At 61.3% G+C, this 21,515-nt stretch carries 18 protein-coding genes; 6 read left to right on the forward strand and 12 right to left on the reverse strand.

Annotated elements, in window-relative coordinates; translation table 11 throughout:
* Positions 1-41 precede the first annotated feature (41 nt).
* Complete coding sequence (locus tag ACK9YZ_RS00915; protein ID WP_216756952.1) at positions 42-542, reverse strand: RrF2 family transcriptional regulator; 501 nt, start codon at positions 540-542, stop codon at positions 42-44.
* A gap of 96 nt (positions 543-638) precedes the next feature.
* Between ACK9YZ_RS00915 and ACK9YZ_RS00920 the strand changes: the two genes are divergently transcribed.
* Together ACK9YZ_RS00920 and pdeM are read left to right on the forward strand one after the other, a co-directional pair.
* Complete coding sequence (locus ACK9YZ_RS00920; protein WP_416065357.1) at positions 639-3,149, forward strand: ligase-associated DNA damage response DEXH box helicase; 2,511 nt, start codon at positions 639-641, stop codon at positions 3,147-3,149.
* Between the two features lie 35 nt (positions 3,150-3,184).
* Positions 3,185-3,910 carry a ligase-associated DNA damage response endonuclease PdeM gene (pdeM, locus tag ACK9YZ_RS00925; protein ID WP_416066794.1) on the forward strand — a complete coding sequence of 242 codons (726 nt, stop codon included), beginning with the start codon at positions 3,185-3,187 and terminating at the stop codon, positions 3,908-3,910.
* Between the two features lie 37 nt (positions 3,911-3,947).
* On the opposite strand, the gene ACK9YZ_RS00930 is transcribed toward pdeM, so the two are convergent.
* Together ACK9YZ_RS00930 and ACK9YZ_RS00935 are read right to left on the reverse strand one after the other, a co-directional pair.
* Positions 3,948-4,529 carry a transglycosylase SLT domain-containing protein gene (locus ACK9YZ_RS00930; protein WP_416065358.1) on the reverse strand — a complete coding sequence of 194 codons (582 nt, stop codon included), beginning with the start codon at positions 4,527-4,529 and terminating at the stop codon, positions 3,948-3,950.
* Positions 4,530-4,586: 57 nt separating this feature from the next.
* Positions 4,587-5,528: an alpha/beta fold hydrolase gene (locus ACK9YZ_RS00935; protein WP_416065359.1), complete on the reverse strand. Its 942-nt coding sequence runs from the start codon at positions 5,526-5,528 to the stop codon at positions 4,587-4,589.
* A gap of 86 nt (positions 5,529-5,614) precedes the next feature.
* On the opposite strand from ACK9YZ_RS00935, the gene ACK9YZ_RS00940 reads away from it, so the two are divergent.
* Positions 5,615-6,223, forward strand: a complete 609-nt coding sequence (locus ACK9YZ_RS00940) for a TetR/AcrR family transcriptional regulator (protein ID WP_416065360.1) — start codon at positions 5,615-5,617, stop codon at positions 6,221-6,223.
* Here ACK9YZ_RS00940 and ACK9YZ_RS00945 read toward each other — a convergent pair.
* From ACK9YZ_RS00945 to ACK9YZ_RS00980, 8 genes are all read right to left on the reverse strand, one after another.
* Positions 6,199-6,759, reverse strand: a complete 561-nt coding sequence (locus tag ACK9YZ_RS00945; protein WP_416065361.1) for a dihydrofolate reductase family protein — start codon at positions 6,757-6,759, stop codon at positions 6,199-6,201. The genes ACK9YZ_RS00940 and ACK9YZ_RS00945 overlap by 25 nt on opposite strands.
* Before the next feature lie 239 nt (positions 6,760-6,998).
* Positions 6,999-7,799, reverse strand: coding sequence for a TIGR02186 family protein (locus tag ACK9YZ_RS00950; RefSeq protein WP_416065362.1), 801 nt, complete (start codon positions 7,797-7,799; stop codon positions 6,999-7,001).
* Positions 7,799-8,722 (reverse strand): sulfite exporter TauE/SafE family protein, encoded by a 924-nt coding sequence (locus tag ACK9YZ_RS00955; protein ID WP_216756959.1) that lies wholly within the window; start codon positions 8,720-8,722, stop codon positions 7,799-7,801. The genes ACK9YZ_RS00950 and ACK9YZ_RS00955 overlap by 1 nt, the downstream gene beginning before the upstream one ends.
* A 225-nt stretch (positions 8,723-8,947) precedes the next feature.
* On the reverse strand, positions 8,948-12,667 hold the full coding sequence (locus ACK9YZ_RS00960; protein WP_416065363.1) for a peptidoglycan-binding protein: 3,720 nt from the start codon (positions 12,665-12,667) through the stop codon (positions 8,948-8,950).
* Between the two features lie 281 nt (positions 12,668-12,948).
* Positions 12,949-13,314, reverse strand: coding sequence for a VOC family protein (locus ACK9YZ_RS00965; RefSeq protein WP_216756961.1), 366 nt, complete (start codon positions 13,312-13,314; stop codon positions 12,949-12,951).
* An 88-nt stretch (positions 13,315-13,402) separates the two neighbouring features.
* Positions 13,403-14,104, reverse strand: coding sequence for an SDR family NAD(P)-dependent oxidoreductase (locus ACK9YZ_RS00970; protein ID WP_416065364.1), 702 nt, complete (start codon positions 14,102-14,104; stop codon positions 13,403-13,405).
* A 78-nt stretch (positions 14,105-14,182) separates the two neighbouring features.
* A complete protein-coding gene (locus tag ACK9YZ_RS00975; protein WP_416065365.1) occupies positions 14,183-14,866 on the reverse strand; it encodes a DNA-3-methyladenine glycosylase I in 684 nt (227 codons plus the stop codon).
* Between the two features lie 72 nt (positions 14,867-14,938).
* The gene (locus ACK9YZ_RS00980; RefSeq protein WP_216756964.1) at positions 14,939-15,328 is read right to left on the reverse strand and encodes a hypothetical protein; all 390 of its coding nucleotides are present in this window, start codon (positions 15,326-15,328) and stop codon (positions 14,939-14,941) included.
* A gap of 221 nt (positions 15,329-15,549) precedes the next feature.
* On the opposite strand from ACK9YZ_RS00980, the gene ACK9YZ_RS00985 reads away from it, so the two are divergent.
* From ACK9YZ_RS00985 to ACK9YZ_RS00995, 3 genes are all read left to right on the forward strand, one after another.
* Positions 15,550-17,343 (forward strand): acyl-CoA dehydrogenase C-terminal domain-containing protein, encoded by a 1,794-nt coding sequence (locus tag ACK9YZ_RS00985; RefSeq protein ID WP_416065366.1) that lies wholly within the window; start codon positions 15,550-15,552, stop codon positions 17,341-17,343.
* Positions 17,344-17,515: 172 nt separating this feature from the next.
* A complete protein-coding gene (locus tag ACK9YZ_RS00990; RefSeq protein WP_416065367.1) occupies positions 17,516-18,724 on the forward strand; it encodes an acetyl-CoA C-acetyltransferase in 1,209 nt (402 codons plus the stop codon).
* Between the two features lie 12 nt (positions 18,725-18,736).
* Entirely contained in the window at positions 18,737-20,950 is a 2,214-nt protein-coding gene (locus ACK9YZ_RS00995) for a 3-hydroxyacyl-CoA dehydrogenase NAD-binding domain-containing protein (protein WP_416065368.1), read from the forward strand.
* Between the two features lie 163 nt (positions 20,951-21,113).
* On the opposite strand, the gene ACK9YZ_RS01000 is transcribed toward ACK9YZ_RS00995, so the two are convergent.
* Entirely contained in the window at positions 21,114-21,425 is a 312-nt protein-coding gene (locus ACK9YZ_RS01000) for an ArsR/SmtB family transcription factor (RefSeq protein ID WP_416065369.1), read from the reverse strand.
* Positions 21,426-21,515: the final 90 nt, after the last annotated feature.

Genomic DNA, 21,515 nt, shown 5'->3' on the forward strand with positions numbered 1-21,515 from the left:
TCCTTAGGTTTGGAATTGGGGGTTGGGGTTTGTGTTGCGGCTCAGCGAGCCGTATTTCTCTCGTGTATTTCCATGAAGGCGCAGCCTCTGGCGGCGATCCCGCCGTCATCATCCGCGGAAAGTTCGGCCAGGATGTCGGCGATGCTGGTGTTTGCGAGTTCGGCGCGGTAGGCGCGCTCGGCCCTCAGCATTGCCGCCGTGATCTGGCAGGGTTTGGTGAAATAGCGCTGCGGCAGCGGGTTCGGTCCGCGCTGACGGATCTCCGAACAGCGGAAAGCCGGTGCCGGTCCCTCGACTGCGAGCACGATCTCAAGCAGCGAAATATCCTCCGGCTTCTTCGCCAGCCGGTAACCGCCCTTCGGCCCCGGTACCGTCTCCAGAATTCCGGCTCCCGAAAGCGCCTGCAGGTGCTTCAGCAGATAGCTCGTCGACACGCCATGGAATTCGGCAAGGGCCGCCGCCGAAAGCACGCCGCCAGCCGAAAGCCCTGATAGTACCGCCGTGCAATGAATGCTCTGTTCGACGCCGTCACCAAGTTTCACAGCTGATCTCCTTTAATCGTAGATATTATTTATCCATGATTATCGCGAGGAGTCAATAGCGCTTCTATTCGTCGGCGTTTGAACTACATTTGCCCTGTGGATCAGATCGAAACCGACCTCAGCCTTGACTTGCCCACTCCCTTTCTCCGCTGGTTTGCGGAAAAGGGCTGGCGTCCTCGCGCCCACCAGCTCGAGCTCCTGTCTCGTGCCGAAGCCGGTGAAAGCACGCTGCTGATCGCGCCGACCGGCGCCGGCAAGACGCTCGCCGGTTTCCTGCCGTCGCTGACCGATCTCACGCGACGCGGCAAGATCGCGCCGGGTTCGGCATTTACCGGCATCCATACGCTTTACATCTCGCCGCTGAAGGCGCTGGCCGTCGATATCGAGCGCAACCTCACGAAGCCCGTCACCGAGATGGGCTTGCCGATATCGATCGAGAACCGCACAGGCGATACGCCGAACGCCAAGCGCCAGCGCCAGAAGCTCAATCCGCCCGATATATTGCTGACGACCCCGGAACAGGTGGCGCTGCTCCTGGCAAACCGGGAAGCTGAACGTTTCTTCAGGGATCTGAAATACGTCGTCTTCGATGAGCTGCACTCGCTGGTCACGTCCAAGCGCGGCCACATGCTCTCGCTCGGCCTTGGCCGGTTGCGCCGGCTGGCACCCGATCTGAAAACGATCGGCCTCTCGGCCACCGTCGCCAATCCCCTGGATCTACAGAAATGGCTGGTGGCGCAGGAGGAGGGCAGGGAAAACCATGCCGGCCTCGTTCTCGTCGAAGGTGGCGCCAGGCCCGATATCTCCATTCTCGACACCGAAGAGCGCATTCCCTGGGCGGGCCATTCCGCCAAATACGCAATCCCGGATGTTTATCGCCAACTGATCGACCACAAGACGACGCTGCTCTTCGTCAATACCCGCTCGCAGGCCGAAATGCTCTTTCAGGAGCTCTGGACGGTCAACGAGGAAAACCTGCCGATCGCGCTCCACCACGGTTCGCTCGATGTTGCCCAGCGCCGCAAGGTCGAAGCCGCCATGGCCGCTAACCGGCTGCGGGCCGTTGTCGCCACCTCGACGCTCGATCTCGGCATCGATTGGGGCGATGTCGATCTCGTCATCCATGTCGGCGCGCCCAAGGGAGCCTCGCGCCTTGCCCAGCGCATCGGCCGCGCCAATCACCGCATGGACGAACCATCAAAGGCAATCCTCGTGCCCGCCAACCGCTTCGAGGTCATGGAATGCCAGGCCGCACTCGATGCGAACTATATCGGCGCGCAGGACACGCCGCCCGTCGGCCGCGGTGGGCTTGATGTGCTCGCCCAGCACGTGCTCGGCATGGCCTGCGCTGAGCCCTTCGACATGCTGGAACTCTATGACGAGATCACCAGCGCCTCGCCCTATGCCGACCTTTCGTGGGAAACCTTCGAGCGCGTCGTCGATTTTGTCGCGACCGGCGGTTATGCGCTCCGCACCTACGAGCGTTACGCCCGTATTCGCAAGACCAAGGAGGGTCGCTGGCGCGTCTCCAATCCGCAGGTCGCCCAGCAATATCGCCTGAACCTCGGCACCATCGTCGAGGATCCGATGCTGAATATTCGCATGGCCAAACGCGGCGAGGGCGGCAGGCTCGGTCGCCCCGGCGCCGTGCTTGGAAAAGTCGAGGAATATTTCCTCGAACAGCTCGCTCCCGGCGACACTTTCATCTTCTCCGGCAAGGTTTTACGCTTTGAGGGCATCAGGGAGAACGAGGCACTGGTAAGCCAGGCCTATTCCTTCGATCCGAAAATCCCTTCCTATGCCGGTGGAAAGTTCCCGCTCTCGACCTACCTTGCCGATCAGGTCCGCTTGATGCTGGATGATGCGGATCGCTGGCACCGCCTGCCGGACCAGGTGCGCGACTGGCTCTCGCTGCAGAAGGAAAAATCCTTGCTGCCGAAGCGCGACGAGCTGCTGATCGAGACCTTCCCGCGCGGCAGCCGCGGTTACATGGTCATCTATCCCTTCGAGGGGCGACTGGCGCACCAGACGCTCGGGATGCTGCTCACACGCCGGCTGGACAGGGCAGGGGCAAAACCGCTCGGTTTCGTCGCAACCGATTATTCCCTCGCCATATGGGGTCTGGAGGATCTAGGCCTCAGGATCGCCAATGGCCACCTCGGCCTCTCTGACCTCTTCGACGAGGATATGCTGGGTGACGATCTGGAATCCTGGCTGAACGAATCCTTCCTTTTGAAGCGTACCTTCCGCAACTGCGCCGTGATTGCAGGCTTGATCGAGCGGCGCCATCCGGGCAAGGAAAAGACCGGCCGGCAGATCACCGTCTCCGCCGACTTGATCTACGATGTGCTCCGAAGCCACGAGCCCGATCACATCCTGTTGCAGGCGACGCGGCAGGACGCAGCGACCGGACTTTTGGATATTTCCCGTCTTGGCGATATGCTGAGGCGAATCAGGGGCCACATCACCCACCGGGCGCTGGACCATATTTCGCCGCTCGCCGTCCCGGTCATGTTGGAAATCGGCCGGGAATCGGTGCCGGGTCAGGCCCACGATGCACTGCTTGCCGAAGCCGCGGACGATCTGATCGCCGAGGCCATGTCCTGAGAAATCGGGCCTGAATTATTGGGAATACGAGAGTGATGAACCGCTTGGCGCTCGCGCGCGACATGACTGGTCTTGCCGCAATACCGGGCGTCGAAACCGCCGTTCACGGTGTCGCTGCCGTCTGTGATCCCTTGGGCGCGCTCTATCTGCCGGATGCCGGCATTCTCGTCGTCTCTGACCTGCATCTGGAAAAAGGGGCAGCCTTCGCGCGCCGCGGCATGATGCTGCCGCCCTACGATACGCTGGCGACGCTCACCGTGCTCGCTGCCGTCATTTCCCGCTATGATCCGAAGATCGTCGTTTCGCTCGGCGACAACTTTCACGATCGCGTTGGCTCCGAACATCTGCCGGATTCTTTCCGCACGCTGATCGTCGAAATGGCCCGCAGCCGCGAATGGATCTGGATCAACGGCAACCATGATCCCGATGGCACCGTCGACCTGCCCGGCACCTGTTCGGACGAGCTCTATTATGCCGGCCTGACCTTCCGCCATGAGCCGCGTGACGGCCTGCAAAAAGGCGAGATCGCGGGCCATCTGCATCCTGCGGCTACCGTCCGCCGCCGCGAGAAATCCGTCCGCCGTCCCTGTTTCGCGACAGATGGCGACCGCCTGCTGATGCCTGCCTTCGGCGTCATGAGCGGTGGCCTGGATCTCGGCCATAAGGCCATGAAGGGCCTTTTCGACAAGACCTCGCTGATCGCCCACTTGCTCGGTCGTGATCGGATCTACTCGGTCTGCTATGGCAATTTGCGCGGCTGACACACGCTACCTTCTCACTTGGGGAGAAGGAAGAGGCTCAATTACATCCCTGCAATTGCTGCTGATAGGTCCCGGCCATCCTTGCGAACTTCTGTGCTGTCTGCTGCAACTGACCATTGCTGCGCCAATCGCCGCGCTTGTATCCGGTCGGGCCGGAATAATAGGCGAGGTAAAGGCTGTAGGCGTCGTTGAGCGGAATGCCCGTCGCCTGGGCGTTGCTGTAGTGGTACCAGCCGATGAAATCGATCGCGTCGGCGAAGTTTGTCCGCGTTGCAGACCAGTTGCCTGTGGCGGACTGGTAGTGATCCCAGGTTCCGTTCAGCGCCTGCGAATAGCCATAGGCCGTCGAAGGCCGCGTCCAGGGAATGAAGCCGAAGAGCTTGGTGCGCGGCGGCCGTGCATAGGGCTGGAAGCCGGATTCGACATACATGGTCGCCATCAGGATCGGCACCGGCACGCCGTATTTCTTCTCGGCACGCTCCGCAGCCCGCTGCCAGCTGGTGAAGAGACCATCCTTCTGATCGAAAACAGCGCAAATATTACGCGTCTGGCGCGGCGCCGTCGCACAGCCGGCAAGCAAAGCCAGCCCGACGACCGCAAGCACGGTGGGAGTACGCATGATACAAACCTCTCATTTCCGAGAGATTACTAACTCGTAAACGTTAAAGAGCGGTTTTTATGCAAATACGAGATGTTCCGGTGGTCTTTTGCCGGGCCAGGGATTGGTCCCGTCCCGCAGCCAGAGCAGGGTATCGAGCCAGAAACCGGTGGCGTGGCGCGCATGAAAAAGATCGAAATGCCCGATCCTAGGAAATCCGAGATCTTCCGGCCTCAGCAGCACCTCCTCCACTTGGGCATTGCGATAATGGGAAAACCCGCGGCGAATGGCCTGAACGGTGGCGATCTCGTCGTCCGAAACGGCGAGGCTGAGGACCGGCGCACGAAAGCTGTCGAAGCGATTGAACGCCACTGTCCATTCTCTCGCCGCGTGAGGATCTTTCCATCCCCGCTGAAAAGCCCAGTCGAGCGCGACGTCCTTCGGCAGATCCTCAAGCCAGCCAAGGCGCCGTCCGGGAAAGTAACCGAAGAGCAATGTGGTTGCCGGCATGACGACGTGCCATTTCAGGAACAATCGCCACCGGTGTGCTGCCGCATAGTCCCGCGGATTGCCATATTGGGCGCCGACCGCCAGCATGCGTGTGATACGGCCGGCATGCGCCGAGACACCCGGTAGGAACCCGCCGATACTGTGGCCGACGACGAGAAGCGCTCGACCGGGCCGCCGGCTTTCCATGAAAAGCAGCGCCGCATCGAAATCCAGCTCGCCCCAGTCCTGCCAGCGATAGGCCGATCCCTTTAATCGCTCCGGACGGGACAGGCCGATACCGCGATAGTCATAGGTCAGTACATCAAAACCATGTTCGGCGAGAAAGCGCGCATAATAGTGATAGTAGCGTGCCGCAACCCCGGTCGCCGGATTGATGACGACGCTCCCATTGGCACCACTACGGGCGCCGTTCCAGATATGACCGCGGAGTTCAACTCCGTCACGGCAGTGGATCGAGACGGCTTCCGCTTCTCGTGCGAACTCGCTCTGCCTCCGTTTGCTCTCCGGCATGCGTCATCTCCTCTGCGGATATTTCGGCAGGACGATAGGCAGATGCGTGCGTTGATGACACTCACTAGTCGGTATACATTGGCTGAATGGCAAGATCAGGAATCGATACGCGCGAACGCATCATCGCGGCCGCCGCAAAGCTCTTCTATAGCGAGGGTGTCAGGGCGGTCAGCGTCGATGCCGTGGCCGAGAAGGCTGATGTCACGAAGCGCACCCTCTATTATCATTTCGACAGCAAGGACGACCTGATCGCCGCCTATCTCGAAACCCGCGACCAGCCCAACCTTGCTGTCTATCGGCGGTGGTTTGTGGAGACGGATGGACATTTGCCGGCGAAGATAAAGGGCATTTTCGACAATCTGGCCCGCTCGGCCCGGCATCCGAAATGGAAGGGCTGCGGTTATCTCAGAACATCGGCCGAGCTTGCAAACATGCCTGGCCATCCCGCCATCAAGGTGGGGGCCGCACACAAGAAAAATGTCGAGCAATGGCTGGCGGCTCTCTTCGAGGAACAGCATCTCGCCGCGCCGCCAAAGCTTGCCCGCCAGATCGTTCTGCTGCTCGACGGCTCCTTTGCCGCCGTGCTCCTGCATCGCGATCCGACCTATATGGAAGCTGCAGGAGAAGCGGCCGCAGCCTTGGTGGCTGCGGCCAGCGCAGGCCAAAATGATCAGGCTGCCCTGACCGGCTCGTAGCGCAGGATCACCGCGCCGCTCTTCGTCACCGAGGACTCGAGCAGTTTCAGGGGTTGCTGCGCGTCCGCCGGCTTGAAATGCGGATTGCCGCGGCCGAGGATGACGGGCACCAGGCAGATGCGGATTTCATCCACCAGTCCCGCCTTCAGCAGGGTATCGGCAAGCTCGGCGCTGCCGAAGACGAAGATCGTCTTGCCGTCCCGCTCCTTCAGTCTTCTCAGTTCGGAAACCGGATCGCGAACCACGCGCGTATTGTTCCAGTCCGCCTTTTCCATGCTCCGCGAGACGGCGATCTTGGCAATGCTGTTCATATAGGCCTTGATCTTGTCTTCACTCTCGGCGCTCGGCCAATAGGCCGCCATGCCCTCATAGGTCTTGCGGCCGAAAACCAGCAGATCACCTTCTTCGCCGAACTGCTCAGCATATTTTTCAAGCTCCGGCCCCCAGGCCAGATTGTGGAATTCGATATCCCACGGCTTCGTCCCTTCGAAATAGCCGTCCAGCGTCATCAGGTTCCAGACAACAAGTTTTCTCATCTCCTCCTCCTCCTTCCAGGCCGCGCCTTCTTTAAAACCGGTTGCCATAAACAACTGGTTGTAAAGATAACCAGACTGATAGTGAAATGCAAGCGGTATTCGCGGAAGAAAGTGGAAGAGCCTCACGCTTCAGCTGAATCGAGTTTCTGGACAGGTTTTGCCGCCGGGCACGTATCCGTGCCCGGATATTCGATCGAAGCCTGTCTGAAAGTCGTCGCCGGACGACGGAAACCCGCCGATCAATCCTTGCGGAAGATCAGGCTGGCGCCCCATCCCGTCAGCACGGCCAGCAGCACCGCAAAGCAGCCATAAAAGATTGGCTGCTCATGCGCCGCATCGGTGATCGTCTGTTCGATACCCGTCTTGATGACGCGCAACGGCTGCGACTTCTGCGTCACGAACTTCCCGCTCTTGAACAGGTAGGCGCGTACGGTGTGCACGCCGTTCGGGATGTTCGCCGGCAACCGCAGGCTTGCCTTGAAGAGATTGGAGGAGACGAAGCGAACACCGCTCGGGTCACGCTCGTAAAGCCCGCCTACCTGCTGCAGGCGCCGGAAGGCAGTGCGGAATTCGTTGAGACTGTTGAAGTTGCCGGCAAAATCGATCGGTCGCAGCGGAATATGGTCGATGCCGATACCCTCGCCGGTCAGGTCGAGCGGCGTCGTGATATCGTCGATGGAGCGCGAACTCGACATCGAATAGGAATGCGGCACGTCGGCGAAGGTCATCGACGAGGCATTGATCCAGATGCCGAAGACCCGCTCTTTCCTGCGCACAGTGGCGTCTTCGCGTGGACCTTCCAGAACCACGACAACGTCATACTGGCCGATGGCGAGCAGCAGGTCGTCTGTGTTCGTCACAGCGCCGAAAATCGTCAGGTCCGCGCCGCGGAAATCGGAGGTGATGGCGATTTCGCTGGTAGAGGTGCCGATTTCCAGCCCCTCGCGCTCGACCTGTGTCCCCTGCCCAGGCAGCATCTGCGCCGCCGCCAGCGATGGCAGCAGAAGCGCAAGCAGCAAGGGCAGAACACGCCAGGGCATCAGTTCCCCACTCCCATGACCACCGAATAGATATCTTCCGGCGTCACGACCAGCGCGACGGCGAGACGTAGGCCCACCGCGAGAACCAGGAGACCGAGCAGCGCGCGCAGCTGTTCGCCGCGCAGCCGCTGCCCGACGCGCACGCCATATTGCGCGCCGATGACGCCGGCGAGCATCAGGAAGAAGGCGAGCACGATATCGACGGAGTAGTTGGTCGCCGCCTGCACGATCGTCGTATAGGCGGTCACGAAGATGATCTGGAAGAGCGAGGTTCCGACGACGACATTGGTCGGGATGCGCAACAGGTAGATCATCGCCGGCACCATGATGAAGCCGCCGCCGACGCCCATGACCGAGGTGAGGATGCCGATCGCAAATCCGAGCGTCACGATGGGGATGACAGACAGATAGATCTTCGATTTCTTGAAGCGCACCTTCAGCGGCAGCTTATGCACCCAGTGCTGATGGCCGGGCCGGCGCGGAACCGGTGGCTCGTTGCGGGCGGCGCGGCGCATGGCGTTGACGCTCTCCCACAGCATCAGCCCGCCGACCGCGCCGAGGAAGACGACATAGAGAAGCGAGATGAAGAGGTCGAGCTGGCCGATCGCACGCAGCAGCGAGAAGATCCAGATACCGACTGTCGCCCCCGACAGACCGCCGACGAGAAGCACCGAGCCGAGCTTCAGGTCGAGGGAGCCGCGCCGGAAATGCGTGATCGCCCCCGATATCGAAGAAGCCACCACCTGGTTGGCGCCTGTCGCGACGGCGACGACCGGCGGAATATTGTAGAAGATCAGGAGAGGGGTGATCAGAAAGCCGCCGCCGACGCCGAACATGCCGGACAGGAAGCCGACAGCTGCCCCCATGCCGAGAATGATGAAGATGTTCACCGACAATTCTGCGATGGGCAGATAGATTGTCAAAGCCGACCCCGATTATCGCCGCGCCCGCCGCGGCGGCCTGTGTCACGTTCCCGTTCGAATGGCGCATCCTACTGTGAAATCGTTGCCAGAGGCTTTCGAAGGAAAAAAGCGCGACCAGCCGGATGCAGGCCCCGATATGTCCCGCATAATCCGGCTTTTTTCAGGTTTTGTGACAGCCGGCTCCAAAAGCCGGAAAGCCCGGCGGCGGAGTGCCGCCGAGGTGTCTTAGATGGCCTTGGCGCGCGGTTTGTTGCGCTCCAGAAGCGCCTTCACAGTATCGTCGTTGACCTTGCCGGTCGGTTCCTGGCCGATCGACTTCTGGAAGTTCTTGATGGCGGTCACCGTCTTGGCGCCCATCTCGCCGTCGGGCGGGCCGGCGTCGAAGCCGTTATTGTTCAGGATCGCCTGGATGTTGCGGATCGCCTTCTTCATGTCGACGGTTGCCGTCTTTGGGGCAGCGCCGTTTGCCCAGGTGTCCGGGATTTCGATGCCGTTCGCCTTGTTGTCGAGCGGCTGCGGCTTCCAGAGGTCGGCCTTGGCGCGGGCGCGTTCGAGTTGGCCCGGCTTCATGGCATTGGCCACTTCGTCGCGCTTCTGGGCGGCGTCCTTGTCGCCTGCTTTGGCGGCGATCGCGAACCACTTGTAGGATTCTTCCAGATCGGCCGGAACGCCATTGCCGCGGGCGCAGAGGATGGCGAGGTTGAACTGGCTGTCGGTGATGCCGAGATCGGCCGCCTTCTGGAACCAGGAGGCCGCCGTCGCATAATCCTGCTGGCCGAGCGCGCCGGAGGCGTAAAGCACTGCGAGATTGTGCATGGCGCCGGCATTGCCCTGGCTTGCGGCCTGCTCGTAGAGAGCCTTGGCCTTCTGCACGTCGCGATCGACGCCGTTGCCCTTCTCATACAGGCTGCCGAGGCGGTATTGCGCCGGGGCAAAGCCCTTGTCGGCCGAAAGCTGATACCAGCTCGCTGCCTGCTTCTGATCGGCGGCGAGGCCGTTGCGGCCCTCGGTATAACGCGCGCCGATCTCGAAGAGCGCCAGTGCATCGCCGTTGCGTGCCGCATCGGCTAGCGGCTGTGGCTGGATCGTGTCGGGAACGATGATCGAGGCAGCCGCAGGAGCCGCTGGCGTATTCGCAACGAAGCCGGAGGCATCCTGTGCCGGTGCCTGGTCGAATCCTTCCGCACCTTCGCCGTCGAGCGGCGCGGTGTCGGTCAGGTGATCGGACACTGCGGGAGCAGCCGCCTCGGGAGGAATTGTCTCCGGTGCGATTGCCGGCGGCTGGACGGCCATTTCCGGTGGCGATGCTTCCGGCGCAACCGGCATTGGGGCTGCCATATTGGCCTGCGGTGTTTCGGTGGCGTCGGTCAGGGCCGAGACTTCAGCCGGCGGTGGGGCCTTTTCGCCTGTCGTCAGCGTGCGGGCGAGCGGGAAAGCCATGATGGCGAGCAATACGGCGCCGACTGCCAGCAGGATTGGCCGGCGGAAGCGCTGGAAGGTGCCGCCCTTACCGGTTTTTTCCGGCTTTGCGGCGCGGCGTTCGGCGCGCGTCGCCGGCTTTGCGTTACTGTCGATTTCCATGGCGGCGGCCTGCGCGGCGCGGCGCGCGGCGGCGATATAGTCCGCACGATCGTTCTCGGTGGCCGGCTTGCCGCGCTGGGCATTCTGGCTGGCGCGTACGCGCTCCAGGATCTTCTTCACGTCGGGAGCGCCGGAGCCGGGTTCCAGCAGCTCGTTTGCCGCTTCGGCCGGCACCACATCGACGGGATCGATCGATGGAGCCGGATCGATAACCGTGCGCTCGGCAGCTTTTGTTTCCGTTTTGCGGGCAGGCATCAGCTTGCGGCCGAGGCTTGCGAGCAGGCTGCCTTTGGCGGGAACGGCCGGCTTTTCCGGCTGGATGTTGGCTTCGATTGCGATCGCGCTGGTGCTGTCGGCCAATGCCGCTTCCGATACGCGCCCTGTCGGCTCTTCGGCGATATCAGCCGTATGCAGCACGGGCGAAGCCTTCGACGTTTGCATTACCGGAGCTCTGGCCGGCTCCCTGCCGGCATCGACCAGCGCGTAGGGATCGAAGTCGAAATCGGCATTAGCAGCCGGCATCCTCGCGGCAGGGCGCACCCGCTCTTCCATTGTGTCCAGCCGGTCGGCGATATGCACCAGTGTCTCGTGCAGGGCCTGGAAGGTCTTGTGAGTGCGCTCCTCGCCGTCCCGGCTCAAATCTTCCAGATGCCGCAGATCTTCGGCGAGCGCGGCCAGCGCCGACATATCGGCTGCCGCCGGCGCGGTTCCCTGTGCCCCGCCGTTGCGCGAATAGGCATCGACGACGGCCTCCGCCGCCTGTCGCGCGGCTTCGATGATATATTCGTCGTTCGTCGCGATATAGTCTTCGATAGCGCCCATGCGGCGGTCGAGATCCGCCGATGCCTCGGCGTTTTCGCGCGGCGCGCTCAATAGGTCGGAGAGATTGGCGATCTGGTCTTCGAGGTTCTTCAGCGCGCGCGCGTCGGTTGGCGCAGCCGCCGTGCTTTCCTCCAGCCGAGCGGCGATGTCGCTCAGCCGACCTTCGAGACGATGGAAGGCGCTGTCGTCGATTTCCACTGCCGGGGCAGGGCGGATTTCTATCTCGTCGATACGCCGTGCGAGATAATCGAGCCGCTTGGCGAGCGCATCGTTGACCGAGCCGCTTTCCAGCGCGTCGATCTTGCGGGAGATGTCGGAAAGCGCGCCGGTCAGATCCTGTTGCGGCGCAGCCTTCTGGGTACGCTCGAGCAGGTAGGAAAGATGCTCGAGCCGCTCATCGAGACGCGAAGTCGCCTCGGTCTTGGCAAGATCTTCGACACGCGCCGTCAGCGCCTCCAGCCGGCTTGCCATCTCATCGGCGGGGTTGGGGTGGCTCATGGCGGCCCTGCCCATCAGCTCGATCTGTTCGCCGAGTGCGGAGAGACGATTTTCCAGCCGCTGCATCAGCGCCGGGTCGGTGCCGGCGGAGACACGCCCGCTGGCGGCGATCGCGCGGCTGATCTCGTCGAGCCTCGTGTCCATGGCCGCGAATTGTTCGGACATGATCCGGTCGTGCGGCTGGATCATGTTGCCGAACTGCTCGACGGCAGAGGCAATCGTGATGAGCTTGTCTTCCAGCGCCCGCACTGCCGGGCTTTCGCCCATGCCGCCGAGATGGCGCTTGATGTCATCAAGCCGGTAGGCAAGCGAGACCAGCTCTTCCTGGAGCCCGACCGTATCGAGCTCTGCGAGGCGGCCTTCCACATTGTCCCAGCGCCGTTCAATGTGGCGCAGCGAATCCTCGCGCGCCAGCCCGTCCATCAGCGAACGCAGTTCTTCGAATTCGTTGCGCAGGCCAGCGGCTTCCGGCCCGACCGAGCGGCTGGTGAGCTGCGCGATGCTTTGCGAAAGGCGGCCCATGTCGGCGCGGAGGTCGTCGGCGAAATGCCGGTCCTGTGCACTGGTCTTGATCTCGCGCAGCTCGCTGCGCAGCGCGTTCATTTCGCGCGTCACGCCTTCGGAAATGTCGCGCTTCAGGTCCTGCCGCAGGTTGACGAGCGCCTGGGCGATTTCCGTCATCGTGTCGTCGGATGCGCGGTAGGGCGGTGTTACCGGCTGCGGCGCCGAAGCGCGCTGCGGGGCAGGGACCGATTCACGCAGGAGGGCCGCCGCTGGTTCGCGCGTATAGGCCCGCTCGCGGTTTTCTCTGGTGGCGTCGAGCGCGCGCTGGCGCTGGCGGATTTCCGCAAGTGGATCGGCTGCGCGCGGCGCGGGGGAGCTGGCATAGAGATCGCGTTCGGGCGCCGTGCTGCGTGGCCGCTGCTCGCGCCCGCTGCCCATCAGGCCTTCGATCCGCGCTTCGAGCCCCTCGATGGTGCGGTTCAACGCGTCGAGCGAGGTCCTGTCGGAATGCCGGGAAGAATGTGATCGCGATCCGTTCATGTTCTTGCTCGCTTCGATTGCCCGGTCAGGGCTCGATCAATGCCTTTCCGAAACGCACCAAGGCGCGCGCCAGAGCGCCGTTCTTAAGGAAATAATCAATTAGACTTTCCTCAAGCTGGACGGACTGTTAGCGGCACTCCTGAAACGCGAGACAAAGAAAAGGAATGCAGATCGCCAATGCTCACCGCGCACCTTTTACGAAACGTGGTAAAGAACTCGTTAACCTCGATGAGAATTTTTTAACTTTTGCTTTTTTGGGCCAATTGCGGGCGCCGAAACCTTTAAAGCGGCCGCTTGTACTGCAACTCGATCTTCACGCCCTCAGGCCCGTAGATGAATACCTGTCCGAGATCAGTATCCGGAATATCGCGATATTCGTAGCGATAGCCGCCGGCTTTGATGCGAGCGAGCGCCGGTTCGAATTCGAAGAGGCTGAAGGCCACATGATTGAAGATGCCGGGTGGAAAATCACCTGCCCGCTCTGTCAGGCTCAAATGGATCACCGGCTTGTCGTCGAGATAAAGCCAATGGCCGCGCGAGGAAAAGGGTGGCCGATAGCCTTCCTTCACGCCAAGAATGTTCTCGAAAAAAGCGATCATGGCAGGCGCATCGCGTGTATCGATCGTCACATGGTCCAGACGCAGCATCGTTCCCTCCCAGGCTGTCGAAGCCGGTCCGATCCTACCGGTTTCGACGCCTTCGGGAAAGCATGTATGCTCAATGAGACCGGCTGGATCAGAAGTTCTCCGTCCACGGCCGCAACTCCACCTCCTGCGACCAGGCGCTGCGGTGCTGCAGCAGCACGTCGATATAGGACTGCGCAATCGCATCGGGCGAAAGCGTACCGTCGGGCTTGTCTTCCCTATCCGGCCTTGTGGCGGAGCGCACGGCACCGTCAATGATGAAATGCGCCACATGGATCCCGAGCGGCCCAAGCTCGCGGGCGGCACTCTGCGCCAGTCCGCGCAACGCGAATTTCCCCATGGCAAAAGGCGCCGATTGTGCATAGCCCTTGATGCTGGCCGTCGCCCCTGTCAGCAGGATCGCGCCGCGCCCCCGGGGGATCATGCGTTTTGCAGCCTGTTGCGTGACGAGGAATCCGCCGAAGGCACTCGTCGCAATCGCCTGTTCCACGTCGGCAGGATCCAGATCGGCAATCGGCCCGCGCACGCGACCGCTGGCATTATAGATCACGATATCGGGCTCGCCGATCTCGGCATCGACACGTTCGAACAGTGCCGAAACTGCCGCCGGCTGCGCGGCATCGGTGGCGAAAGCCTTGGCTCCTGTTTCATCGAGCAACGGCCCAAGCTTGCCGATATTGCGCGCCGCAAGGCCGACCTTCACGCCGCGTTCTGAAAGCTTGCGGGCGAGCGAACCACTGATGCCGGAACCGGCGCCGACGATCAGCGCGCTGCGATAGGGAAACTCGGCCATGAGATCTTCTCCTTCGGATGAACCTTTGGGAGAAGTAGGCAGTCCCGGCCTTCCAAAAAACGGCCGGCCTGAAATATTTCACTCCTTGGGGGCGTCGATCGAAAGCCCGCAGATGCGCGAGAGATAGGCGAGCGGCAGTTCCGTTTCCCTGGCCCAGCGGTTGAAGGTCTGCTGGATCAGTTGCTGGTCCTTCTTGCCGGTTCCGGATGCTGAAAGCGGCACGCCCGCATCCCGCAGGCAGGCCAGAACATCTGATGTCATGATGAAGCCGTCGCGGCCGATGCCGCGCAGGAAATATTGACCGGTGGCTCCGCCCAGCCGGTTGCCGCGTTTGTTGAGTATCTCAAGCAGGCCAATATGATCCTCGCGCGGCCAGTCGGCGAAGAAGGCGCCGGCGCTGCCTGCCTCGTTCGCCAATTCTCGCACGAAGGCGGCGTTGGCGCGTACCGACATGATCTTCGCGCCATTCTTGACGATGCGGTCATCAACAGTCAGATCATGCCAGTATTCGTCGGGAGCAATGTTGAGCGCGGCGGGATCGAAGCCATCGAAGGCCTCTTCGAAGCCAGGCCATTTATTGTCGATCACCTTGTGCACGAAGCCGCTGTAGAAAATGCGCCTGGTCATCTGCGACAGTATGCGGTCGTCAGGCAGGACGCGCAGCGCCTCGTCGTCCGGCATTGCCGGCAGCATCGCTTTCAACGCATCGGCGCCGCCTTTTCTCTGCTCGGCACGCTGACGGATGATATCGAAATCGCTCAAGGCTCGGCTCCCGGAATAGAGGTTGCTGGCGCAAACCTATTCCGGGAACTGCCTTTTCTTCAAGATCAATGCTCAGGCGGCGACGGGTTCGCGCACGTCATCGAGCAGGAAATGCACGACCAGATAATCGGTCCTGTAGTGACGACCGCTATCGCCGACCTTCTCTTCTGAGCCGCCATCGGCGGGGTGCCAGGGGTGATAGTGCGGATTGGTGGCGATCAGCGTTATCGCCTTGCCGGCATAGGGGCCTTCGGCCGGCCGGAAGCGCATTTCGGCGAGCGGCCAGATACGCTCATAGGTTTCCATGGGAATGCGCACTCTCAGTGCCTTGCGCGGAGCAGGCGGCTCGTCATGCGCAACCAGCCTTTCGCCTTTGACCGGCTCGACCACCACGGGTTCGATCGTCACTTCCTCCGCCGCATCGAAAATGGAATTGAACTCCGCAGGCCACATTCTTCTCATGAAATAGCTCCTCCCAAGCTGTTTCTGCAGGTCTGGATGAATGTAGCGCGCTTAGCCGGAGAAGAAAACGGGGGCACTAGCATTCTGTTTGAAGCGCTTGCTTTCATCCACTTCACAAAATTGCGCGCATGCAGAATTTGACGTTTACGCAAACGTCAATATTTTGTAAGAGAGTCTCAAGGCCGGAGCAATCCGGTTACCGAATTGGAGGAATTCGAACCATGCCAGTCTACAAGGCCCCGGTGAACGACACGCTCTTCGTGCTGAACGACGTGCTGGGTCTCGAGCGATACAATAATCTCCCGGGTTTTGCCGATGCCACGCCTGATATGGTGGAGGCTATTCTGAGTGAGGCCGCGAAGTTGGCCGAGGAAGTTGCGTTGCCCGTGAATTATTCCGGAGATCAGGAAGGCTGTACGCGCCACGACAACGGCACGGTGTCGACGCCGAAAGGCTTCAGAGAGGCCTATCAGGCCTATCGGGAAGGTGGCTGGATCGGGCTTGCCGTGCCGGAAGAGTTCGGCGGTCAGGGCCTGCCCTATACGCTGCATACCGCGGTCGGCGAATATACTTCTGCCGCCAATATGTCGCTCATGATGTATCCGGGGCTGACGCAGGGTGCCATCGCCGCGATCCTCGCCCACGGCACTGATGAACAGAAAAACACTTATCTGCCGAAGATGGTGGATGGCACGTGGTCCGGCACCATGAACCTCACCGAGCCGCATTGCGGCACCGATCTCGGCATGCTGCGCACCAAGGCGGTGCCGCAGGGCGACGGCAGCTACAGGATCTCTGGCCAGAAGATCTTCATCTCCGCAGGCGAGCACGACCTGACCGACAATATCGTCCACTTGGTCCTGGCTCGCATCGAGGGTGCGCCTGAGGGCACCAAGGGCATCTCGCTCTTCATCGTCCCGAAATTCCTCGTCGGCAAGGACGGCGCGCTCGGCGCCCGCAACGGCGTTTCCTGCGGCGCCATCGAACACAAGATGGGTATCCACGGCAACGCCACCTGCGTCATGAACTACGACGAGGCGACGGGCTTCCTGATCGGCGCAGAGAATCGCGGCCTCAACGCCATGTTCGTGATGATGAACGAGGCTCGTCTGATGGTCGGCCTGCAGGGCATTGCCATTTCCGAGATCGCCTATCAGAACGCTGCCAGCTACGCCCGCGATCGCATCCAGGGCCGCTCGTTGTCAGGCGTCAAGGCGCCGGACAAGAAGGCCGATCCGATCATCGTCCATCCCGATATCCGCCGCGCATTGATGACCATCCGGTCGTTCAACGAGGCCGGCCGCGCTTTCCTGCTTTGGACTGCGCTCAAGTCGGATATCGCCCACCGGGCCACCGATGAGAGGGAGCGCCAGACGGCTGACGATATTCTCGGCCTCGTCACGCCGATTCTCAAGGGCGTCATGACCGACAAGGGCTTCGATCATGCCGTCATGGCTCAGCAGGTCTTCGGCGGCCACGGCTACATTGAAGAGCACGGCATGAGCCAGTATGTGCGCGATGCCCGCATCGCCATGATCTATGAAGGGGCGAACGGCATCCAGGCGCTCGATCTCGTCGGCCGCAAGTTGGCGCTGAACGGTGGCCGCGCTGCCATGGCGCTCTTCAAGGAGATCGGCGATTTCTGCGAGGAAAACCGCAATGACGAGCAGTTGACCTTCTTCACCAAGCACCTGAAGAAGGGCTTGAACGATGTGCAGGGTGCGACCATGTGGTTCATGCAGAATGCCATGGCCAAGCCCGACAATGCCGGCGCCGGCTCCACCGATTACATGCACCTCTTCGGCCTCGTCATCATCGGCTATATGTGGGCGCGCATGGCCAAAGCCGCCAACGAACGTCTTGCCGCTGGCGATGCGCGCGAGGATTATCTGAAGAACAAGCTGATCACGGCGAAATTCTTCATGGAGCGCATCATGCCCGAAACCGCATTGCGCAAGGCCCGCATCGAAACCGGCGCCGACACCATGATGGAACTGGCCGCCGAAGCGTTTTGAGCCGGTTCTCCCTCCCCCTTGTGGGGAGGGCTGGGGATGAAAGGCGGTCGGCGCAGCCGGCGAAACGATCCGGTGGATCGTTTCGAGCGCCGAACGCCCTGAGCTTGAGCGAAGGGCCGGATAGTCTTCGCAGATTTCATAGGCGCGTCTGCGCCGCCAGGGAGATGAGACAATGACCGAGGTTTTCATTTACGATCACGTCCGCACGCCCCGCGGTCGCGGCAAGAAGGATGGCGCGCTTCATGAGGTGCCCTCCGTGCGTCTCGCGGCAAAGACGCTGGAGGCGATCCGCGACCGCAACGGGCTGAATACCGAAACGGTTGACGACATCATCATGGGCTGCGTCGATCCGGTCATGGATGCTGGTGCCGTCATTCCCAAGGCCGCTGCTTTCGAAGCCGGTTATTCGACGAGGGCGCCCGGCATGCAGATCTCCCGCTTCTGCGCCTCAGGCCTGGATGCGGTGAATTTCGCCGCCGGCAAGATTGCACAGGGCGCCGATGACATCGTCATTGCCGGCGGCGTCGAGAGCATGTCCCGCGTCGGCCTCGGCATGTCCGGCGGCGCCTGGTTCATGGACCCCTCAGTCAACTTCCCCGCCTATTTCATGCCGCAGGGCGTCTCGGCCGACCTCATCGCCACCAAATACGGCTTTTCGCGCGATGACGTCGATGCCTATGCCGTCGAAAGCCAGAAGCGCGCGGCCAATGCCTGGAACAATGGCTGGTTCAAGAATTCCGTCATTCCGATCAAGGACCAGAACGGCCTGACCATCCTTGCCCATGACGAACACATGCGACCCGGCACGGATATGCAGGCGCTCGCATCCCTCAATCCCTCCTTCCAGATGCCCGGTGAAATGGGCGGCTTCGAAGCCGTCGCCATTCAGGCCCATCCGGAAGTCGAGCGCGTCAACTATGTCCACCATGCCGGCAATTCCTCTGGCATCGTCGATGGCGCAGCTGCCGTCCTGCTCGGCTCCAAAGCCGGGGGGACGAGCATGGGCCTGAAGCCCCGCGCCCGCATCAAGGCTTTCGCCAATATCGGCTCCGACCCGGCCCTGATGCTGACCGGCCCCGTCGACGTTACCGAAAAGCTCCTGAAACGATCAGGCATGACGCTTGCCGATATCGACCTCTTCGAATTGAACGAAGCCTTCGCCGCCGTCGTGCTGCGCTACATGCAGGCCTTCGATATCGAGCACGACAAGATCAACGTCAATGGCGGCGCGATTGCCATGGGCCATCCGCTCGGCGCCACCGGCGCCATGATCCTCGGCACCGTGCTGGACGAGCTGGAGCGCCGCGATCTCAACACCGCGTTGGTCACCCTCTGCATCGGCGCCGGCATGGGCACGGCAACCGTCATCGAACGCGTCTAAGGGAGAGAGACGATGAGCTACACCAACTTCACCGTCGAGACCGATGCGGATGGTATTGCCCTGGTCACCTGGGACATGCCCGGCAAGTCCATGAACGTCTTCACCGAAGAGGTGATGAACGAACTCGATGCCATCATCGATACGACCGTCGCCGACAGCGCCGTCAAGGGCGTCGTCATCACCTCGGGCAAGTCCGCCTTTTCCGGCGGTGCTGATCTGTCGATGATCAAATCCATGTTCACCCTCTACCAGAAGGAGAAGTCGGCAAACCCTGACGGTGCCGCGCAAAAACTCTTCGATCTCGTCGGCCGCATGACAGGCCTCTTCCGCAAGCTCGAAACCTGCGGCAAGCCCTGGGTCTCGGCCATCAACGGCACCTGCATGGGTGGCGCGCTGGAAATGTCGCTCGCCTGTCACGGCCGCGTCGCTTCCAATGCCAAGAGCGTCAAGATCGCTCTTCCGGAAGTCAAGGTCGGCATCTTTCCCGGTGCCGGTGGCACGCAGCGCATCTCGCGTCTGACGGATGCCCAGTCCGCCTTGCAGATGATGACGACAGGCCAGTCGCTGAACGCTTCGCGCGCCAAGGCCATGAACCTCGTCCATCAGGTGGTCGAGCCGGATCAACTGATCCCCGCCGCAAAGCAGATGATCAAGGATGGCTTGAAGCCTGTTGCCCCCTGGGACGAAAAGGGCTTCAAGGTTCCCGGCGGCGGCATCTGGACACCCGCCGCAGCCCAGCTCTGGCCGGCAGCGCCCGCGATCCTGCGGCGTGAAACATCAGGCAATTATCCGGGTGCCCTCGCCATCCTGAAATGCGTCTATGAAGGCCTGCAGGTACCCTTCGATACGGCGCTCAAGATCGAGCAGCGCTATTTCACGCAGGTGCTGCAGACCACCGAAGCCTTCTCGATGATCCGCTCGCTCTTCATCTCCATGCAGGAACTCAACAAGGGCGCCCGTCGCCCGGCAGGCGTTCCGAAGACGGAGCTGAGGAAGGTCGGCGTCGTCGGCGCCGGTTTCATGGGCGCCTCCATCGCTTACGTCACGGCAGCCGCCGGCTTCGAAGTCATCCTGATCGACCGCGATATCGAGGCTGCCACCAAGGGCAGGGGCGTTGGCGAAGGCCTCGTCAAGGATTCTATCGGTAAGGGTCGTCTTACACAGGACGAGGGTGCCGCGCTGCTTTCCCGCATCACACCCTCGGCGGACTATACCGATTTGAAGGATGCCGATCTCGTTATTGAAGCGGTCTTCGAAGACCGCGCCGTCAAGAAAGCGGTCATCGAACAGGTCGAGGCCGTTATCCCGGAAACCACGATCTTCGCCTCCAACACTTCGACCCTGCCGATCACGGGCCTTGCCGAAAATTCCAAGCGCCCGGAGCAGTTTATCGGCGTGCATTTCTTCTCGCCGGTTGAAAAGATGATGCTGACCGAGGTCATCCTTGGCAAAAACACCGGCGACCGGGCGCTCGCCGTGGCGCTGGATTATGTCGCCGCCATCAAGAAAACGCCGATCGTTGTCAACGATGTCAGGGGCTTCTTCGTCAACCGCTGCGTCTTCCGCTACATCCACGAAGCCTATGACATGCTGATCGAAGGCGTGCCGGCGGCAATGATCGAGAATGCTGCCAAGATGGCCGGCATGCCGGTCGGCCCGCTGTCGCTGAATGACGAAGTGGCGATCGATCTCTCGCAGAAGATCCTCAAGGCCACGGTCGCCGATCTCGGCCCCAAGGCCGTCGACGCGCGCCACCTTGCCCTCATCAACAAGCTGGTCGACGAACTCGACCGCCGAGGCCGCAAGAACGGCAAGGGCTTCTATGAATATCCAGCCAAGCCCGCCAAGAAGTTCCTCTGGCCTGAGCTGAAAACACTCTACCCACAGAAGCCGGCCGACGAGATCGACGTGAACATTCTGAAGCAGCGCTTCCTGGTAACGATCGCGCTCGAAGCTGCCCGCACCATGGAAGAAGGCATCGTCACCGATCCGCGTGAGGCCGACGTCGGCTCCATCCTCGGCTTCGGCTTTGCGCCCTATACGGGCGGTGCGCTGAGCTATATCGACGGCATGGGCGTCAAGGCCTTCGTAGACCTCGCCGAAAAGCTGGCCTCCGCCTATGGCGATCACTTCAGGCCGACACCGCTGCTGAAGGACATGGCCGCCAAGGGCGAAACCTTCTACGGCCGCTTCGATCCCTATCCGGCGACTGACCGGGCTGCATAAGCAACGAGGCGGCAAGGCTCGCTGCAGCCTTAGCCGCGCTCCCGTTCTTGTTAAATCCAGCCCCCTGTGCGATGAGGGGCTTAATGCTGGCAGCAGCGATGATGCGATCCACGCAGATTCGTATGCAGGCATATAAGATCCGTGGAAGTTCTGCCCACGTTGCTTAAACGGCGAGGCGGAAATCTTTTATCTGACTATCGTCAAACATCTGGCGCAGCATCTCCAGGATCACATGGACCTTGTCGGATTTGACCGAGTAGTAGATCGTCTGCGCATCACGCCGCGTCTTGACGAGGTCCTTGCTGCGGAGCTTGGCAAGGTGCTGGGAGAGGGCGGATTGGCTGATGCCGATTATATCGGCAAGATTGTTGACCGCGACCTCACGCTCCGCCAGGGTCTGCAGCACCCTCAGCCGATGGGCATTCGCCATGACCAGCAACAGCTCGGCTTTCTTTTCATAACTGTCGGTATTCATGAGTTTCCCTTCGCAATTGATAAACGGTAATTTCACATAACTAATACAGAATTATCTTAATATGGCAGAAAGGCGTAATTTTCCCTCTCT

It is taken from the genome of Rhizobium sp. ZK1 (genome assembly GCF_047782645.1).
GTDB lineage: Bacteria > Pseudomonadota > Alphaproteobacteria > Rhizobiales > Rhizobiaceae > Rhizobium.

Coding starts and splice junctions, on each gene's coding strand:
- pdeM (WP_416066794.1), top strand. CDS start 3,185: ATGAACCGCTTGGCGCTCGCGCGCGACATGACTGGTCTTGCCGCAATA.
- ACK9YZ_RS00930 (WP_416065358.1), bottom strand. CDS start 4,529: ATGCGTACTCCCACCGTGCTTGCGGTCGTCGGGCTGGCTTTGCTTGCC.
- ACK9YZ_RS00935 (WP_416065359.1), bottom strand. CDS start 5,528: ATGCCGGAGAGCAAACGGAGGCAGAGCGAGTTCGCACGAGAAGCGGAA.
- ACK9YZ_RS00940 (WP_416065360.1), top strand. CDS start 5,615: ATGGCAAGATCAGGAATCGATACGCGCGAACGCATCATCGCGGCCGCC.
- ACK9YZ_RS00945 (WP_416065361.1), bottom strand. CDS start 6,759: ATGAGAAAACTTGTTGTCTGGAACCTGATGACGCTGGACGGCTATTTC.
- ACK9YZ_RS00950 (WP_416065362.1), bottom strand. CDS start 7,799: ATGCCCTGGCGTGTTCTGCCCTTGCTGCTTGCGCTTCTGCTGCCATCG.
- ACK9YZ_RS00960 (WP_416065363.1), bottom strand. CDS start 12,667: ATGAACGGATCGCGATCACATTCTTCCCGGCATTCCGACAGGACCTCG.
- ACK9YZ_RS00965 (WP_216756961.1), bottom strand. CDS start 13,314: ATGCTGCGTCTGGACCATGTGACGATCGATACACGCGATGCGCCTGCC.
- ACK9YZ_RS00970 (WP_416065364.1), bottom strand. CDS start 14,104: ATGGCCGAGTTTCCCTATCGCAGCGCGCTGATCGTCGGCGCCGGTTCC.
- ACK9YZ_RS00980 (WP_216756964.1), bottom strand. CDS start 15,328: ATGAGAAGAATGTGGCCTGCGGAGTTCAATTCCATTTTCGATGCGGCG.
- ACK9YZ_RS00985 (WP_416065366.1), top strand. CDS start 15,550: ATGCCAGTCTACAAGGCCCCGGTGAACGACACGCTCTTCGTGCTGAAC.
- ACK9YZ_RS00990 (WP_416065367.1), top strand. CDS start 17,516: ATGACCGAGGTTTTCATTTACGATCACGTCCGCACGCCCCGCGGTCGC.
- ACK9YZ_RS00995 (WP_416065368.1), top strand. CDS start 18,737: ATGAGCTACACCAACTTCACCGTCGAGACCGATGCGGATGGTATTGCC.
- ACK9YZ_RS01000 (WP_416065369.1), bottom strand. CDS start 21,425: ATGAATACCGACAGTTATGAAAAGAAAGCCGAGCTGTTGCTGGTCATG.